General features: G+C 54.3%; 14 protein-coding genes. 7 read left to right on the forward strand and 7 right to left on the reverse strand.

Going from position 1 to position 17051, the window contains the following annotated elements:
* Window positions 1-101 precede the first annotated feature (101 nt).
* The 6 genes from CQ018_RS10470 to CQ018_RS10495 form a co-directional block, all read right to left on the reverse strand.
* A complete protein-coding gene (locus CQ018_RS10470) occupies window positions 102-1823 on the reverse strand; it encodes a DUF2075 domain-containing protein (RefSeq protein ID WP_105549954.1) in 1722 nt (573 codons plus the stop codon).
* Window positions 1810-2130, reverse strand: coding sequence for a nucleotide pyrophosphohydrolase (locus CQ018_RS10475; protein ID WP_105549955.1), 321 nt, complete (start codon window positions 2128-2130; stop codon window positions 1810-1812). The genes CQ018_RS10470 and CQ018_RS10475 overlap by 14 nt, the downstream gene beginning before the upstream one ends.
* A gap of 180 nt (window positions 2131-2310) precedes the next feature.
* Window positions 2311-4833, reverse strand: a complete 2523-nt coding sequence (locus CQ018_RS10480; protein ID WP_105549956.1) for a polynucleotide kinase-phosphatase — start codon at window positions 4831-4833, stop codon at window positions 2311-2313.
* On the reverse strand, window positions 4830-6257 hold the full coding sequence (locus CQ018_RS10485) for a 3' terminal RNA ribose 2'-O-methyltransferase Hen1 (RefSeq protein WP_374954192.1): 1428 nt from the start codon (window positions 6255-6257) through the stop codon (window positions 4830-4832). The genes CQ018_RS10480 and CQ018_RS10485 overlap by 4 nt, the downstream gene beginning before the upstream one ends.
* Window positions 6258-6474: 217 nt before the next feature.
* Complete coding sequence (locus tag CQ018_RS10490) at window positions 6475-7401, reverse strand: D-isomer specific 2-hydroxyacid dehydrogenase family protein (protein ID WP_258142557.1); 927 nt, start codon at window positions 7399-7401, stop codon at window positions 6475-6477.
* A gap of 102 nt (window positions 7402-7503) precedes the next feature.
* Window positions 7504-8838, reverse strand: a complete 1335-nt coding sequence (locus tag CQ018_RS10495; RefSeq protein WP_105549957.1) for an MFS transporter — start codon at window positions 8836-8838, stop codon at window positions 7504-7506.
* A gap of 112 nt (window positions 8839-8950) precedes the next feature.
* Between CQ018_RS10495 and CQ018_RS10500 the strand changes: the two genes are divergently transcribed.
* The 5 genes from CQ018_RS10500 (at window position 8951) to CQ018_RS10520 (ending at window position 13498) form a co-directional block, all read left to right on the forward strand.
* Entirely contained in the window at window positions 8951-10705 is a 1755-nt protein-coding gene (locus CQ018_RS10500) for a dihydroxy-acid dehydratase (protein WP_105549958.1), read from the forward strand.
* 8 nt (window positions 10706-10713) lie between these two features.
* Complete coding sequence (locus CQ018_RS10505) at window positions 10714-11643, forward strand: NAD(P)-dependent oxidoreductase (RefSeq protein WP_146111873.1); 930 nt, start codon at window positions 10714-10716, stop codon at window positions 11641-11643.
* A gap of 2 nt (window positions 11644-11645) precedes the next feature.
* Window positions 11646-12365, forward strand: a complete 720-nt coding sequence (locus CQ018_RS10510) for an SDR family NAD(P)-dependent oxidoreductase (RefSeq protein WP_105549960.1) — start codon at window positions 11646-11648, stop codon at window positions 12363-12365.
* A 10-nt stretch (window positions 12366-12375) separates the two neighbouring features.
* Window positions 12376-13074 (forward strand): GntR family transcriptional regulator, encoded by a 699-nt coding sequence (locus tag CQ018_RS10515; RefSeq protein WP_105549961.1) that lies wholly within the window; start codon window positions 12376-12378, stop codon window positions 13072-13074.
* A 91-nt stretch (window positions 13075-13165) separates the two neighbouring features.
* Complete coding sequence (locus CQ018_RS10520; RefSeq protein ID WP_105549962.1) at window positions 13166-13498, forward strand: hypothetical protein; 333 nt, start codon at window positions 13166-13168, stop codon at window positions 13496-13498.
* 216 nt (window positions 13499-13714) lie between these two features.
* Here the strand turns inward: CQ018_RS10520 and CQ018_RS10525 are convergent, their stop codons facing one another.
* Window positions 13715-14659, reverse strand: coding sequence for a helix-turn-helix domain-containing protein (locus CQ018_RS10525; RefSeq protein ID WP_105549963.1), 945 nt, complete (start codon window positions 14657-14659; stop codon window positions 13715-13717).
* Between the two features lie 185 nt (window positions 14660-14844).
* Here CQ018_RS10525 and CQ018_RS10530 point away from each other — a divergent pair, with 185 nt between their 5' ends.
* A complete protein-coding gene (locus tag CQ018_RS10530; protein WP_105549964.1) occupies window positions 14845-15897 on the forward strand; it encodes a carbon-nitrogen hydrolase family protein in 1053 nt (350 codons plus the stop codon).
* Between the two features lie 240 nt (window positions 15898-16137).
* Window positions 16138-16926 (forward strand): isocitrate lyase/phosphoenolpyruvate mutase family protein, encoded by a 789-nt coding sequence (locus CQ018_RS10535; RefSeq protein ID WP_105549965.1) that lies wholly within the window; start codon window positions 16138-16140, stop codon window positions 16924-16926.
* Window positions 16927-17051 lie beyond the last annotated feature (125 nt).

Raw genomic sequence — 17051 nt, forward strand, 5'->3', positions numbered from 1 at the left:
CCATTCAGATGTTCATATAGATAGGGTTTAGCTGCTCATTTGCACCCGACTGCAATAGCTAGAGCACATTGAAGCCAATAGTCTTGCTATAGTGTGCGTACTTAGTTGCCAGAGAAATAGTTCCGAAGGTATTCACGAAGCGGCCCATCACATACGTAGACATACGTACCCAAGATCCCTCTCGTCAAAAGTACCGCATACACATTCGTGATATATCGGAGAAGGTCATCGTCCGAATAGGTGATCCCTAGCTTGGGGTTGTTCTCTTTCCCCTTCTTATCAAAATAACTTGAGCGCTGAATGTAGATACGCTGCGCCACCGGGTCGTATCTGAGATCCGGACCGATAATTACCCCTGCATAGTTTAAGTCGTAACCTTGAACCGTGTGGATAGAGCCGACTTCGCCGATAGATCCTGCAGTGTTGATCCAGTCCTTTTGAGTTTGGTTCCATCGAAACTCAAGACCGTCGATTTCGATATCGAATGCTTCTTTATCGCTACGAGATTTCCACTCCCATGCATAGCCAGCGACGAGTCGTGAGAGTTGAACTTCAGACTCGCGTTTCAAAATCTCCTGTTGCATCAAGGCAACGTCATCGAAGAATCGTAAATCGTAGTCGCCAAAACGAGCTGGTTTCGGTGGCCGAGAGGAAAATATCGCACGAATGTAGGCAACATAATCGTTACCTCCTCTAACCCTCATCTGGGAGAACAATGGGTAGAAGCTTGCTTCACGCTTTGAAGTTTCAATCAGTTCTCTGAGCGTTTCTTCTGGGAGATCCGCTGGTCTCACACTTTGTGCGGAATCAACCAACAGGATTTGGTGCGTACTCTTCGCACGAATCCAATCAAGCTGCGTATAGGCGTTGTCATCAGCGCCGAATAGCGCTTCATTAATCTCTCGAAATTTCTTGTTCTGCGGACCTGAGGGCTGGTTGGCTCGTTGATTCAGACGATGTGATTCGTCAACGATAAGCAGATCAAAGTGTTCGGCGCTAGACCCTAAATCGAAAGGACTCAAAACCATACTGGGTGAGAGCAGCGGCGTCTTTCTGAACACCTTGCGAATCGAGTCGCGTAGTGACTGCTGCGGTACCACTAAACCGATACGGAGTCCTTGCAACAACTCACTATGGCCTTCTAAGAAGAAATCAGAAAACAGTGAATCGCTATCGAAGTCTTCTCCAGGCATCGATTCCTGAATATCTCGCAAAAGCTTCATCATGTAGATGGCTACGATAGTTTTGCCAGTGCCGGGGTCTCCCTGGACAACGATTGTGCCTGTTTTACCCTTTTCGATATCGGTGAAGAGACCTGCAAGTATGTCTTCGACAGCAGTAGCTTGGTCATGGTTGAGTGCTTTGAACGGCGAGAATTTGAAGAGGTCACTATTCTCAATCTGCGGTATGGTCCGCTGGAACAACCCTTCAGTTCGCAGCTCCTCAAAAATCTCATGGAATGTTTTTCTATACTCTTCACGATCGTAATAATCACGATCGGTTACACCCTCATTGCGGTTGATAACTTGATATTTTCCTTCACCCGCAAAAAGCCTGATTAGGAACGATTCAAGATCTAGACAAGCCGATTTATTGAAAGTTTCATTAACTACAACTCTCAGATTCTTCAGATCGGTCTTTTCTTCAGACCCCTGATGCTGACGCATTCGCGCCGAGACGTTAAGAGTCTCTCCGACATAGACCTTCGTTGCATTATTTAGCGTGTACACGACAGGCCAGTTCGTAAAGCTTTCACCGAGTTCCCGCATTTCTCGGACAGATGTCGGATCAAAGCGAAGCTGTTCAATACTAAAGCTGGTCATATTTGGTGCTCCGACCCCGAGCTTTTTCAACCGGGTATTTGGTGCGAGTCTTCTGGAGCTTTTCAAGAATGATCTCCGCCGGATCAAGCCCGATTTTGTCTGCAAGCAAGTAGGCGTATGTCAGTACATCAGCCAGTTCCTCTTTGACTCGATCAATATTCGCTTGATCATCCCATTGAAAGCACTCGAGGAGTTCACCTGACTCAATCGAAATAGATTTGGCCAAGTTAGCTGCACTATGGAATTGGCCCCATTCGCGTTCTATAACAAATTCTCGCAAAGTGGGCATGACAGATTCAGTCGACATTATTTCACCGTAGCATGCGACAAGATCTACACGCTGATCAGAGAAAATCTATGTCAACTACTAACTTTGGAGCATACGTCAGGAATTCCTGAGGAGCTTTTCGAAACATTTCAACTCTGGTTCCACGCTTTGCTGAATAGTCTCTAGAACAAATGGCTTGAAATTATCTCTATAGTTCCCCTACAACCGCGGATCTAACGGTTCCGATTCCAAAGCCAGCACCCCGAAGACCATCTGATGTACCTTCCATAGCGGTTCCCCGGCAGCAGTTAGTCGCAGCGCCTCAATCCCTAGGAAGTACTCCTGCAACGCACGGTTTCGTTTTCGATCCGTGGCACGCTGGCGTAGCCGTTCGAGGTTGATCTCTTCAAGGTAGTCCGGCCCGTAGATCAACCGCAGATATTCCTTGCCACGCACCTTGATTCCGGGCTGCACCCAACCACGCTTTGCCTTCGTCAGATTTACCCATGGCTTGACGACCATTCCTTCGGAACCAGCTGCGGTGAGGTCTTCCCACCACTGAATTGCAGCTTCAACATCCGAATCTTGGCTCAGATCCACACGCAGGTTCCGAGTATTACTGAATAGCTCTGGTCCAGCTGCGGCAAGTCGATCACTAATCGCTAGATGCCATCCATGATCCTTAGTTTCAAAGCTCGCGCCTTCGGCAGCCAGTACCTGGAATGCGGCAAACCGAAGTTCATCGGGCGAGCCGACGTAGCGGCGGTACGATTCTCTAAATGCACGAGTACTGCTCTGCTGAGATTTTGTCCGCGGCAACAACGCACTGACATCGATGCCACTGCTTGCTGCACGTTCTAGTACAACAACCGAAGCATCTGTCGCTGCAATCGCAGAGGCTGCAACAGAAGCATAGGTATCTTGAATCAGCGATTCGGCCTTCAAGGACCATGGCATCAGCTCACCGTCAAGCATTAGCCAGTCGGTGTTAAGTTCATCCCAGAGTCCGGCTTTCTCCACGGCATCATGAGCCTGCTGTAGAACAACGCGTTCGTGCTCGGTTTCAAGGAACTGCCGTCCGGTGCGGGTGTGTAGTGTACCGAGCCAACCCTCGGGTGCATCAAAGCGTTTGGGATCACGAGCTAGCAGCATGGCTGCGCGTGAACCCATATGCTTCTCTTCGCAAACAACCTCGGTAATACCCTGACGTTTGTAGTACTCGAAGGCTTCTTGCGGGTGTTCCAGATATCCGGGCACAGTTGAAGATTCGGAAGGAGACATGGTTGGCGGCAGGTAACGCAACCAGCGCGGATCAATGGCAAAGCGGCTCATGGTTTCAAGAGCACCGGCGGCTTGGGCCTCGTTGATCTTCACGGTACCCATGCCCTTGGCCTTCAGCCACAAGGTACCAGAGACATCTTCCATGCTCAGCACGCCGGGTTCGCGTTCCGGGCCCAGTGGGGATTCTAGCGGCCGGCTTGGTTCGCAGTACTTTTCCTTGGCAGGGATCTGGACCAGTTCGCGTTCCGGGTAGCGCATGGCACTGAGCGCTCCCCCAAAGACACATCCGGTATCAAGGCACGCGGTGTTGTTGATCCATTCAACATCTCTGAATGCCATGTGCCCATAAAGCACCATGGCTTCTCCACGGTATTCATTGGCCCACATCTGACGAACAGGTAAACCAAATTCATCAACTTCGCCAGTCACCTGACCGTACAAGGCAAAGGCACGCACTCGTTTAGAAGCACGCCCATGGTATTTCTCAATCAGGCCGGCGTGCGCAACTACGAGCTTTCCATCATCAAGGACTAGGTGAGAAACCAAAGAATCGCAGAAGTCTAGAACCTTCCGGGCAAAGCCTTCTTCCTGATTCTTGAGTTCTTCCATGGTCTTATCCAAACCATGATTCAAGACAACGTTGTGGCCACGCAAGGCACGAACCATTTTTGCCTCGTGGTTTCCGGGAACACATAGTGCATGCCCGTTGCCCACCATGCCCATGGCAAGCCTGAGGACTCCGGCTGAGTCCTGCCCACGATCTACCAGGTCGCCCACGAAGATGACTCGTCGTCCCTCGGGGTGCTCGGCATCAATGGCTCTACCTTGTTCATCGTAGGTGAGCTGGTAACCCAATGAATCAAGCAATAGCAAGAGTTCATCAAGGCAGCCGTGGACATCCCCAATGACGTCAAACGGTCCATGATCTTCACGGAAATCATTGAGTAGCTTGTGGCGTTCAATGACCGCGTTTTCGATCTCTTCCTCGGTGGAAAGAATCTGAACCCTTGCGTATCCTTCCTTGCGCATGGAACGCAAGGATTTCTTGAGCTGTTTGTGCTGGCGATCAATCACAGCAGGCGCTACGGCACGCTCGCCCCGTAGCTCGTTACGGTCCTTTGCCGTACGTGCAGAAACATCCAACACGATGGCCGAAACCAGTGAATCCTGCGAGCGCGCTACCTCGATGAGGTTTTCGCGGGCACTCTGCTGCACGTTTGTTGCATCCACGACGGTGAGTAGGCCTGCTTCGAGGCGTTTGCTTGCCACGAAGTTGAGGGCTTCGAAGGCTGCCGCGGTGACGGTTTGGTCGTTGGGGTCGTTTCCTACCAGTCCGCGGAAGGTGTCGGATGAGAGTACTTCGTATTGGCCAAAGTGTTTTGCCGCGAATGTTGATTTTCCGGAGCCTGACACTCCGACGAGCAGGACGAGTCCTGCTTCGGGGATTCTGATCTGGCTCATGCTGTGGCCTTTCGGAAGATTGCCATCTGGGTGGGGGAACCTGCAGTTGGGTGTTCTTCTCCCACGGGACGGTATTCGACGGTGTAGCTGTGGTCTGTGGCTACGTTTTCAGCCCAAGTGGAGAACTGTGGGCGGGTCCATTCGAAGCGGTGGTCATCGTGTCGCATGGTTCCGTGGGCGAGGTCTGGGTAGAGCCTGTTGTATTCGGAGTTTGGTGTGGTGACTATGACGTTGCGTGGTTTGGTTCCGGCGAAGATTGAATCTTCGAGGGCGCCGAGGCGTTCGGGGTCAATGTGTTCAATGACTTCCATCAGCACTACCGCGTCATGGCCGGCAATGCGGTCATCCCGATATACGGCCGAGGAGTGTAGGAGCTTGATGCGTTGTTTATCGGCATCGGCCAGCTCGTCGAGGAATAGGGCTTTGGCTGCTTGTTCCAGCGAACGTGCCGATACGTCTGTGCCGAGGATTTTGGTGAAGAAGCCGTCCTTGAGCAATCTGCGTAGTAGCGCGCCTGGTCCGCAGCCAACATCAACTACGGTGTGAGCGCCACAGTCCTTGAGTGCCTTGATGACTGCTTCTGCGCGCAGTATGCGTAGCGGCGTTTGGGCATTGCCATGGTCCAGTTCTGGTGGTTGTTCGGTGTTGGCAACGCTTGCCAGCGTCGAATCGTCGATCAGTGTGTCTACCGTCTGGACCAGTTCCTTCTGGTGTGCCAGATATCTGCTGGAGATCAGTGCACGTTCCGGGTGTTCGGGGAGCCAGCCATCTCCCTGGCGTACTAGCTTCTCAGCCTCATCATCGCTGACCCAGTAATGTTTGGAATCATCAAGCACCGGCAGCAAGACATAGAGCTGGCGCAGCGCCTGGTGCAGGCGGACATTGCCGGTCAGTGTCAGTGAGCTATAGCGGGAGTCTCCCCATTTTGGGTACGCCTCGTCCAAGGCAATAGGGTGTTGTTCAACGTTCCAGCCCAAGGGTTCGAATAGACGTCGAACCAGGTTATCGCCTCCTCTACCCCGGGTGGAGACCACGGGGATTTCCAGACGCAACGGCAAGGGAGCATCTGCAAGTTCGGGGTAGGTTTCGCTGACCGGAGTCATGGCGCTGCGCATGACGTTGCCCAGTGCCACAGTCATCAGGCTGGATGCGGTGTAGGGACGATCGTTGATGTAATAGTCGAGGACTCCGTTATCTCCACGGAATCTCTTGCTACGAACCAGCCCAATGGAATCCACTTCCAGCAAAAGTGCTGCGGTGGTGCGCTGCGGCGAGTATTCCGGGTAGAACACGTGAGCCTTGCCCACCGAAAGCTCAAAGGTCTGTAGCTTCTCGGGGCGTTTACGTAAAAGATGCGAAAGTGCGGTGGCGTCGAGTTGGGAGTCGGACTCCGGCTCAAGCGTGATGGTAATCAGCAACTGCACTCCGTCCGTGATCAACGTAAATGATCATTTACTAGGCTCTTTGTCTTGAGAAGACTTGTATAGAGACTACGCCAGCGCACAATTCATTGAGCTCAACGAAACAGCAAATGGTTACGGGTCTTTTCCGTAGAAACGGAAGAACAGACCCATAACCATTTGCAAGTGGGGAGCACTCGGGCGCCGGGAACCGGAGTCACTTGGTTTCCTGTTTCTAGTGCTAGTAGCCTGCTTCGGCGTCCACCAAGCCGACGAGCTGTTGACCGTTACTGAGGATCTTGACGTTTTCGTGAACGCGTTCGGCAAGGAGCGGGACAATCATTTCCATGGTGTCGGCACTGTGCGGCGTGATCAGCGCGGTGCCTATGGTCCACAGCGGGTGTCCGTCGGGTAGCGGCTCGGGTTCGGTGACATCTAAGGCGGCACCAGCAATGGTTTTGTTTTGCAGTGCCGTCATCAGGGCATCGGTATCGATCAGCCCACCGCGTGCAATGTTGACGATGATTGAAGTGTTTGGAAGAAGCTCGAGTTCCTGTGCGGCAATGATCGATCGGGTTCCCGGCGTCAGCGCTGCGGCCACGATGAGCACATCCGTTTGGGGAAGCTCGTTTTTTAGTTCCGCGAGGCTAAACGTGCGATCTGCACCGGGAACGTCGATGGCTTGGCGTCTGATCATCGTGACGTTGGTATCGAAGGCCTTCATCAAGCGGAGGATTTCCAGTGCCACGCCACCGGCACCAATAATCATCACGTTCAGTCCGTGCAGTGAGATGCCGGCCGGGCTCCCCCACGATGTGGCTTTGGCGCGTTGCGGAAGTTGCCTCAGCAATGCCAAGGTCAGTGCCAAGGCATGTTCGGCCACGGGTTTGGCGTAAGCGCCTTTCGCGCTGGTCCAGATAATGTCCTGATGCGCAGCAATCGAGGAGGAAAACGCTTCGATTCCTGCGCTCGGCAGCTGTACCCAGGTAATTTGAGGATAGGTTTTCAGTGCTTCTCTGAGGTCGCCCGGAGCGGCAGCAAAATCAACAACAATCCCCTGCGTATCTTCGCTCAATTCGACTACCAATCCACCTGCCGATTCGATGGCGGCTACCAACGAAGGTGTCGGCTTGGGAAGAATTGAAACCCGGGGTTCGGAACTGCGCATGAAAATCCTCATTAGATCTAAAGTCAAAAAATACTGGGAAACGTGAGTTCTGGGTGAGCGCCGAATTATAGCCCCACCCAGAACACACGCAATTAGTTTCGGCTATACCCGAGCCACGGTATATTCCCGAAGCTCCTCTTGGGAAACATCCGGTCCATGCGGGATACCAACCATGTCGGAAGGTCGGATGGCCAAGGTTGCCAGCAGCGAAATCAGCCCCGCAACAAGCAGGTAGACGCCGACGGAAACGGCAGAGCCGGTGTTTTGTACCAGCCAGGTTGCCAAGAATGGTGCCGGGCCGCCGCCAAGAATCGCACCAATGGCGTAGGCCAGCGAAGCGCCCGAGTAACGAACACGGGTTGGGAACAGGCCAACGAACATTGCCGACTGCGGGCCATAGGAGAATCCAAGGCTTGCGGTGAGCATAAATGCCGCCAGGTAGATGTAGAACAGGTTTCCGGTGGCTACCAAAAGCATGAATGGAATGGCCGTGAGTACCTGGGCGGTGAAACCAATGATGTAGAGGCGTCGTGCGCCAACAATATCCGTGAGGTATCCGGAGGCGAGGATGGACGCGAGCCACATGAATGAGGCAACGATTTGTACTAGCAACATGCTGGAACTCTCGAGCTTCAGCGTATTAGTTGCATAGGAGAGCATGAAGGACAGGAAGATATAGCCGCCCATGTTGTTGCCCAGGAAAGTCAGTGCAGCAATGAACAGTGGACGCTTATGGAAGCGGAACACATCGGATAGTGGCGGGCGTTCACCCTGCTGGGAGTTCTTCATTTCTTCGAAGGCCGGGCTTTCGTCCACCTTGGCACGAATGAAGTAGCCGACCGCCACCATGAGAATGCTGACAAAGAACGGTACGCGCCAGCCCCACGCCAAGAATTGTTCCTCGGTGGTCACTGAAACCATCATCAAAACCGTGGCCGTTGCGAGGATCAAACCTACCGGAGTGCCCAGCTGGGAGGATGAACCCCAGAAGCCGCGTTTCTTCGGCGGTGCGTGTTCAACGGCCATGAGTGCTGCGCCGGCCCATTCGCCACCGGCACTAAAGCCCTGCATGAAGCGCAGCGTCACCAAGAGGATCGGTGCCCAGACGCCGATCTGGGAATAGGTTGGCAGTAATCCGACCATGAACGTTGCCCCACCCATGATGCCAAGGGTCAACACCAGCATTTTCTTGCGTCCCAGTCGATCTCCAAAGTGACCGATCACCGCACTACCCAGTGGGCGGGCCAAGAAAGTTACTCCGATGGTTGCCATTGAGGTCAGAAGCGCTGTGGCAGGATCCATGGCACTGAAGAATTGGCTGCTGAAGACCAATGCTGCGGACGTGGAATAGATAAAGAAGTCATACCATTCGATGGTTGTGCCAATAGCGCTGGCAGCAAAGACCCTGCGCTTCTGCGCGATGTCGTTGTCTTGCAATTTCTGTCCTCTCGGGAAACCTACGGTGCATTCGAGGAATGCCAAGTTTGGTATTTCAAAGATATATCTGTAGCATCTGTGTGACTTAGGTAACCTTACATTAGGAGTTTGAATGTCACAACGAGGTGTAGAAAAAGGCTCCGGAGCACTCTTCGCAGATGCTGGGCAAGACGGCCTGCTGCATCGTGCATTCCTCCGAGGTGCCAGCTTCACAGAAGAAGATGTCCGCAAGAGCCCGGTGGTTGGCATTGCCAACAGCGCCAGCGAACTAAATCCATGCAACGCAGGACTCAAAGAGTTGGTCGAGGACCTCAAGGCAGGCATCCGAGAAGCCGGCGGGCTACCACTGGAATTCCCCACGATCTCAATCTCGGAACCCTTCACCCGCCCCACCAGCCTGTACCTGCGCAATCTCATGTCCATGGACGTTGAGGAGATGATCTCGACAACTCCCATTGATGGAGTGGTTCTCCTAGGTGGGTGCGATAAGACAGTTCCCGCCCAAATCATGGGAGCCCTCAGCGCCGATAAACCATCAATGATGCTGACGGCAGGGCCGCGCCCGGTGTCTTGTTTCAAGAAGAACAAGGAATTTACCGTTGATGATGTGTGGCCCATGTGTGAAAAGCGCCGGGTCGGCGAGGTCACCGATGAAGACTGGCGCGAACTTGAAGGCAAGGTCAATATAGGGGTTGGCACCTGCAATGTCATGGGCACCGCAACCACCATGGCAGCCGTTGCCGAAATGCTCGGCTTCGCGTTACCCGGTTCTTCACTCGCTCCCGCGAATAGTGCCACGCGCCGCGAACTGGCCCGATTGACCGGGCACGCTATCGTTGCCTCGATCAAGGCACAAACCTTGCCCAGCGAGCTGGTGACCGAAGAATCCTTGGAAAACGCTTTCCGCGTGGTCACTGCACTAGGAGGCTCCACCAATGCCGTCATTCACCTCGAAGCAATTTCCGGACGCGTGGGACTGCGCATTGGACCTGAACGCTTCGGTTTATGGTCTGCCAGCACACCCTATGTGACAAATGTCAGGCCCGGCGGAACTCGCTTGCTCTCCGATCTAGATGATGCAGGAGGAGTGCCCGCGGTCGTGGGGCGTATCGGGCACTTGATTCACGAAGATACGCTCACGGCCACCGGCAAGACCTGGGGCCAGATTCTGTCCGAAAGCAGCTTCCCGGCCAACGACGCAATTTCCCCTGCCGCCGAGCCGTTATCCCCTCGTGGAGCGTTGATGATGCTTCATGGAAACCTTGCACCGCGCGGTGCGGTTCTCAAGGCCGCCGGTAAACATGATCCCAGGCTGCAGCGCCACCGCGGTCGTGCAGTAGTTTTTGATGGTCTCGAAGATTTGAATAACCGCATTGATGATCCGGATCTCGATGTTAATGCGGATTCAATTCTTGTCTTGCGCGGCATGGGAGTCTTGGGTGCACCGGGCATGCCAGAAGTTGGGCACATCCCCATTCCAGCCAAGCTCATGCGCCAAGGAGTAAGCGATATGGTGCGGCTTTCGGATGCACGCATGAGCGGCACATCCACCGGAACCGTGGTTCTGCATATCACCCCGGAGGCAGTTGCCGGTGGTCCGCTGGGAATCTTGTCCGACGGGGATGAGATCGAATTGGATGCCGAAGCCGGCATCTTGCGTCATTTCCTCTCCGACGAAGTTATTTCTCTGCGTACCCCCATGGAAAACCCACAACGTCCCGAACGCGGCTTTGCCTGGCTTCATCAGCAGCATGTCCTGCAGGCCGATGAAGGCTGCGATTTCGACTTCCTGCGCGGCGAACCCCAGACGGGTTCTTGGCCTGAAGGCGAAACACGCGAAGAATCAGCACTTGCTCACAGCGAATAGGCAATAACTTGGAAACCACACCTCTAACAACGACCCTCAAACTAGGATTCTTGGGCCCCGGTGCCATGGGGACCGGGATGATTTCCCGCTTGCAATCACACGGTCACACCGTGAATGTTTTTGCCCGCAATCCGCAGAAAATCTCTGAACTATTGGCAGGCGGCGCAACGTTTTATCCACACCCGGTACAGCTTGTCCTCGACTCAGATGTCGTGCTGGGGTGCCTGCTGGATACGGCAGTGATTCGTGAAATCTATCTCGGCTCGGATGGAATCGCTCAGCATGCGCGCGAGGGGCAGATCTTTGTCGAACATGCGACCTTCGCACCGGCATTGGCACAAGAAATCTCCGAAGCATTAGAAGCGCGCGGCGCCCACTTTATTGATGCTCCCGTGTCGGGCGGCCCGGTCGGCGCGGCCCAGGGCACTCTTGTCACCATGCTGGGCGGTCAAGCCCAAACGGTCCAGGACATTCGTCCGATCCTCGGCATGTACTGCGCTCGGATCAAGCACGTTGGAGCCATCGGGGCTGGGCTTCGACTCAAACTCATCAACCAGCTTCTGGTCAGCGTTCATGCGGTGGCCGCGGCCGAAGCCAGTGCGCTGGTTCTAGAAAACGGCATAGATCCCACGATCGCTCACGAAGCGTTGATGGGCGGGTGGGCCGCAAGCACCATGCTGGATATCCAGCTGCCCAAGGCCTGCGCTTCAGAGTTTGAATCCGACGGTGCCGCCATTGGCGGTCTGATTGAAGTACAGAACCTCGTCGCCGACTTCTGTGCCGAAAGTAATTTCAGCTCCAGACTATTAGGCCCCGTCAAAGATGTTTTCGCCCAAGCCGTTGCCGACGGTCATGAGGCAAGTGCGCTATCTGCCCTCGTGACTCAATTCCCGACGGCTCAGCAAGCACCATTGAACGCCGGGACAGGCAAGGAGTAATCATGAAAAAGGTAGTACTTGTAACAGGCTCCTCAAGCGGCATCGGCAAGGCCATTGCCACCCGCCTATTCAACGACGGCTGGAGCGTGGTCTTCAATGGGCACCGAACCCCGGAACTGGGCACCGAGCTAGCTGAATCCTTCGAAGGCAGCATTTATATTGACGCAGATGTGTCACAGAGTGCGGATGCGCAGCGCCTGGTCGAGGGCACGGTCGAGCATTTCGGCCGGCTGGATGCGGTCATCAACAATGCCGGTATCGCACGGCGGATCCCGCATGCCGACCTCGACGCGGTAGACGATGAATTCTGGGATCTAGTCATGTCGGTGAATCTCAAGGGCCCCTGGAACATTGCCAAGGCCGCTCGCCCGCATTTGGTCAAGACCGAGGGGCAGATCATCAACAATGCTTCGCTCGCCGGGCTTACCCCTTCGGGCAGTTCCATCCCCTATGCCATCAGCAAGGCGGGTGTGCTCCATATGACTCGGCTCCTGGCCAAGGCACTCGGACCCGAAATTCGCGTCAATGCTGTAGCCCCCGGCTATATCGATACACCGTTGACTCATGAGTGGACCGAGCTGCGTAACTTCGTTGAAAGTGAATCTCCGGCACGCCGCTTGGGTCAACCAGAAGACGTTGCAGAGGTAGTCAGTGGCCTGTTGAACATGAAATATGTAACAGGTACCGCGATCCCCGTCGCGGGCGGATTACAGTTGCTATGAGGATCGCACAATGAATGGAGTCATCTTGGACGAAAGAACCAGCACTAGACCGCGCGTCGAACGCGAATCTGCTGCTGAGCGGGTTCGTTCCCAGATTCGTGAACAGATCTTGACCGCCGAGTTGCGTCCGGGCGAAATTGTGTTGGAAAACGACTTGGCCGCGCTCTTTGGTGTCTCCAAGACTCCAGTGCGCGAAGCACTCCAGATGCTCATGGTCGAAGGTTTGGTCTCTCTGCTTCCTCGCAAGGGATACATGGTCCGGCCACTGAGTTTCCATGACGTGCGAGATGTCATGGAATTGCGCCTCATCTTAGAGCCACCGCTCTTAGCCGCAGCAGCACGGAATGTCACCGATTCGCTAGTCCTCAAGCTACGATCGCTACTGGATCAGCAATTTGCTCCAGAAAAATCCCTCAGCGATCGAGTCCATGCGGCTCGAGAGTTTCACCTTGCCTGTGTGGGCGCCTCACGCAATGAACGGGCCGCCACGCTGGTGCGTATGCTCACCGATGAGATCAACAGACTTCACCACCTCATGCCCCTCGTCGAGGACCACATCGCGTCCGACAATGAGCGCGAAGCACATGAAGCAATACTCAGCGCCATCGCGGCCGGAAATGCGGCAGAAGCAGAGTCCAAAATGCGTGAGCACTTGATCGAGTCAAATTCCGCAATGGTCACGGCGTTCTACGGTTCACCACTGCAATAAGGTCTGCTGGCACCTTCCGTGGTGGTTTTGACCGCTGAAAACGTCTTCCGCCGACCCATACACATTTTATAAATCGAATGTAGAATGAGTCATGTCCACGTTAACGACGACCGGCCGGCCCATCGCTTCTGCGATCCTGCTCGCCGTTGAGGTTGTGCTGGCAATACTTGCGGTCATGCTTCATTACGCCTTCATCGCCGAGTATGGAATTACTACCGACAATTCATTTCAGGGTCTTATCTGGGGTCTGACCAGTGGCTTGTCAGGCATAGCTATTGGTGTAGTCGCGATCGCTGCGACGATCGCCTTCTTGGTCTCATCGAAACGGTCCATGCGATTGGCGACAATGGCCGTCTTGGTCATGACACTGATCGCGATGTTTGCGGTCACGCCGTTCGCGCTCCAGCAGAAGATCGGCGGTTAGGTAGGCTCCGCTCAGCAGTAGGTGAGTGAGTCATCCTGCAACTACGTTGGAAATCAGACTGATTCTCTGAAGCGAGCTAGTGGCGGTCTCCGAATTTTCGTGACCTCAGACGAGATCGACACATAGTGATACCCAAGTCAGCTAGGGAACGGGCAACAATATTCCTACCTTTTCCGGATGCATCTGGAACCGCCACCAGTCTAGATATTAAACTAGCTAGCTTTTCTTGGCACGCAATTGCGAGGGGGTCACGCTGAATCGTCGCCTAAAAGCCCTGCTAAAGTGCGCCGAATCCGAAAATCCCCAGCTATGGGCCAGCTCAGTGAGCGTGCCGCGGTGACGGGACCCGGTGAGATCCCGGTACACGCCATCCAAACGTTGTTGCCAGACCCAGTTCATGACGGTTTCGCCCTCCGCGGCGAAGGTGCGGTGCACGCTGCTTGGCGACAGATGCAATGCTTCGGAGACCGAGGTAATGCTCAGTTGCGGGTCACACAGGTTTTTGAGGATATAGCGCTGAATAACTTGTCGCCGTCCGGCCAGAGCATCATCTGCATCCACATCGGCCACCGATTCAAGCCCGGCGACTATGAGATGCTCAATGCCCTGAGATACGGCGTAGGCAGCCTCGGGGCTAAGTGTGCCAATTTCGTGCGCAAAGGTTTTGATGCTGTTGCTCAACAAGATCCCGGCACCACGGCTCGCATCCACTCCACGCGCACTGAGCTGTTCGGCACCGGCAAATTGACGATCTAGAGACACCCTAGGAACTCGGATCACCAGTTGTTCAAAATCATCGGTGAGTTCAAGGCTATAGGGCCGTCTCGGGTCATATAAAGCAAACCCTCCATGATCGATCCTTGCGTCTTTTCCATCTTGGGAGACAACGCATGATCCTCGTGTCTGGACACCCACCAAATAAAAATCACCGTCCTGGTCTTCGGCAATACCCGAGGACGCCCTAGATACCAGTTGCCCGGTTCCACGAACCATAGATACTTCCAACGAGGCCAGTGGCTTAACGCTGATTTCACCATCAATAAAGTCGCGGTCCCCCAAGGCAACGCATTGCAAACTGACGAAGGTCTCGGAGACCGCTTCGTTCCAGAATTCGAGTTTCTGTTTTTGTGGCACCAAATCGGTAGACAGCATCTTGGCCATACGCCATCATAGGCATCTCGCGTTGGCAATCACCATGAGATTGCGGCTTCATGCCCTACATGAAGCCGTGACACTTCCAGTCAAACAAGGTGATATTCCTAGGCAAGATTCTCCGAGCACGACTTCCTAGACTGAATGAACCAAGCACATTTTCGTGAAGTGGATCACCCAAGAAGGAGTCAATCGTGGAACACCCAACTTTCAAAGCCGCAGCGGTTCAGGCAGCACCGGTTTTCCTTGATCTTGATGCAACACTTGATAAGTCGATTTCCTTAATTGAGGAAGCAGCACGCAATGGAGCTTCCCTCATTGCTTTCCCCGAACTCTGGCTTCCGGGATACCCCTGGTATGCATGGCTTGAAGCGCCTGCCCTCTGGATGGCTAAATTCTCCCAACGCTACTTCGACAATTCCCTTGAGTACGGAACGCCTCAGGCAGATCGTCTAGCCCGCGCAGCCAAGGAGAACAACATCATGGTGTCCATGGGCCTGAGCGAACGCAGCGGTGGCAGCCTCTATATTGCTCAGTGGTTGATCGGTTCTGATGGAAAAAGCATTTCCCAGCGCCGCAAGCTCAAGCCCACTCACGTTGAACGCATCATTTACGGAGAAGGAGATGGCTCCGATCTTGCAGTAGTCGATACTCCCCTAGGCCGAATCGGAAGCCTCTGTTGCTGGGAGCACCTACAGCCGCTGTCCAAGTACGCAATGTACGCACAAAACGAACAAGTCCACGTTGCCGCCTGGCCGAGCTTCTCCCTCTATGAGGACGGGGCATACGCACTTGGCATGGAGGTCAATACCTCTGCCTCACGCATCTACGCGGTTGAGGGACAGTGCTTTGTTGTGGCCCCGTGTGCCACGGTATCCCCAGAGATGGTCCAGGAGATGTGTGGCGATGATCTGCAGCGCCAGCTACTGAAACCCGGTGGAGGGCACGCGCGAATCTTTGGTCCCGATGGACGGCAGCTTCATGAGTCTCTCCCAGCCGATGTCGAGGGGTTGGTCTATGCCGATCTAGATCTTGGAATGATCTCTATGTCCAAAGTCGCGGGTGATCCCGCCGGACATTATTCGCGCCCAGACGCGACCCAGTTGGTTCATCACCGTGCTACCCGCCGTCCTGTCATCGATACGGCACCACGACCAGGTGCAACACCAACTCAGGATTCGAACGCCGGCGCTTCGCCAGAATCAGTCAACGTAGCAGCAGAGGCACTAGCTAATTCCCAAAGCTAGAGTTTTGCTCCCATTAGAAGTCATGGAACGAGCGGTGATTCTCCCCCGTATCCCCTCGGCCCGTGATCAGGACAGATCCCGTCCGCAAATAAGTTGCGGGTCTGTGCATCGGCCCGCTCCGACGCACAGACCCGCAACTTTCTTGTCCTCGACAACGCTATTGCTTGGCCTCTTGTTATCCATTTGATTGTTCGTAGGATTGGAGATACCCACCTTCCATATGAAGAATGCGTATCCGAGATGCCAACGTTCAAAGAACTCCACCATTCCGTTTTCCCATTGGTTCTACCCAACGCATGGGACTCCGGGTCGGCCATGGCATTCATTGCCGCTGGTTTCCCAGCGATTGGTACCACTAGCTTTGGCGTTGCGGCGAGCTCCGGAATGCCCGACGGGGATCGGAGCAGCCAAGCAGGAACCTTTGAACTCATCAAACAGATCGGGCGGCTACCGGCGCACGTCACCGCGGACGTGGAAGACGGATATTCGGATGATCCCGAAGAAGTCGCCAGCTTCGTTTCTCGACTGGCGGACCTCGGAGCTGCCGGAATCAATCTCGAGGACAGTCGATCGGGTCATCTGGTGGACCCAGCCATGGTCTGCGTCAAAATATTGGCCATCAAAGAACGTGCTTCCCAGATTTTCATCAATGCCCGGGTCGATAATTTTTGGTTCGATGAGGAAGCATCGGTAGCGGAAGTTCTGCAACGCGCTGCCGCCTACAGTGAAGCTGGCGCGGATGGAATCTTTGTTCCGGGCACTCTCGGTGCCGATGACATTGCCGCTCTTGCTGCGGGCGTTGACCTACCGCTGAACGTGCTTGCACACCCTTCCCTCAGTGTTGCCGAACTTGGAGAACTCGGTGTCCGGCGAATCAGTTCTGGTTCACTGCCTTACCGGGCTTCGGTAGATGCAAGCGTGAACGCAGTGCTTTCCCTGCGGGATGGATTACCGCTTCCCAAAGCCACCAGTTACTGGGATTTGCAGAATCAGCTCATCGCCGGCCAAAAGAACGAATCTAGTCTTTAGTCACCTTTAGTCTTGATTCTCAAGCATCCCACTCATCATTGGTTACCTGATTTCCAATGAAAAAGTTCGGGGTTGCCAGTGGATCGTTATCCGCTAGCAACCCCGAACCGTTGATTCTACTGAAA

Source organism: Arthrobacter sp. MYb227 (assembly GCF_002975435.1).
GTDB lineage: Bacteria > Actinomycetota > Actinomycetes > Actinomycetales > Micrococcaceae > Paeniglutamicibacter.

Bases quoted from the DNA above. Each gene is read 5' to 3' on its own strand.
- CQ018_RS10470 (WP_105549954.1), bottom strand. From the start codon at position 1,823: ATGACCAGCTTTAGTATTGAACAGCTTCGCTTTGATCCGACATCTGTC.
- CQ018_RS10475 (WP_105549955.1), bottom strand. From the start codon at position 2,130: ATGTCGACTGAATCTGTCATGCCCACTTTGCGAGAATTTGTTATAGAA.
- CQ018_RS10480 (WP_105549956.1), bottom strand. From the start codon at position 4,833: ATGAGCCAGATCAGAATCCCCGAAGCAGGACTCGTCCTGCTCGTCGGA.
- CQ018_RS10490 (WP_258142557.1), bottom strand. From the start codon at position 7,401: ATGCGCAGTTCCGAACCCCGGGTTTCAATTCTTCCCAAGCCGACACCT.
- CQ018_RS10500 (WP_105549958.1), top strand. From the start codon at position 8,951: ATGTCACAACGAGGTGTAGAAAAAGGCTCCGGAGCACTCTTCGCAGAT.
- CQ018_RS10510 (WP_105549960.1), top strand. From the start codon at position 11,646: ATGAAAAAGGTAGTACTTGTAACAGGCTCCTCAAGCGGCATCGGCAAG.
- CQ018_RS10515 (WP_105549961.1), top strand. From the start codon at position 12,376: ATGAATGGAGTCATCTTGGACGAAAGAACCAGCACTAGACCGCGCGTC.
- CQ018_RS10520 (WP_105549962.1), top strand. From the start codon at position 13,166: ATGTCCACGTTAACGACGACCGGCCGGCCCATCGCTTCTGCGATCCTG.
- CQ018_RS10525 (WP_105549963.1), bottom strand. From the start codon at position 14,659: ATGGCCAAGATGCTGTCTACCGATTTGGTGCCACAAAAACAGAAACTC.
- CQ018_RS10535 (WP_105549965.1), top strand. From the start codon at position 16,138: ATGCCAACGTTCAAAGAACTCCACCATTCCGTTTTCCCATTGGTTCTA.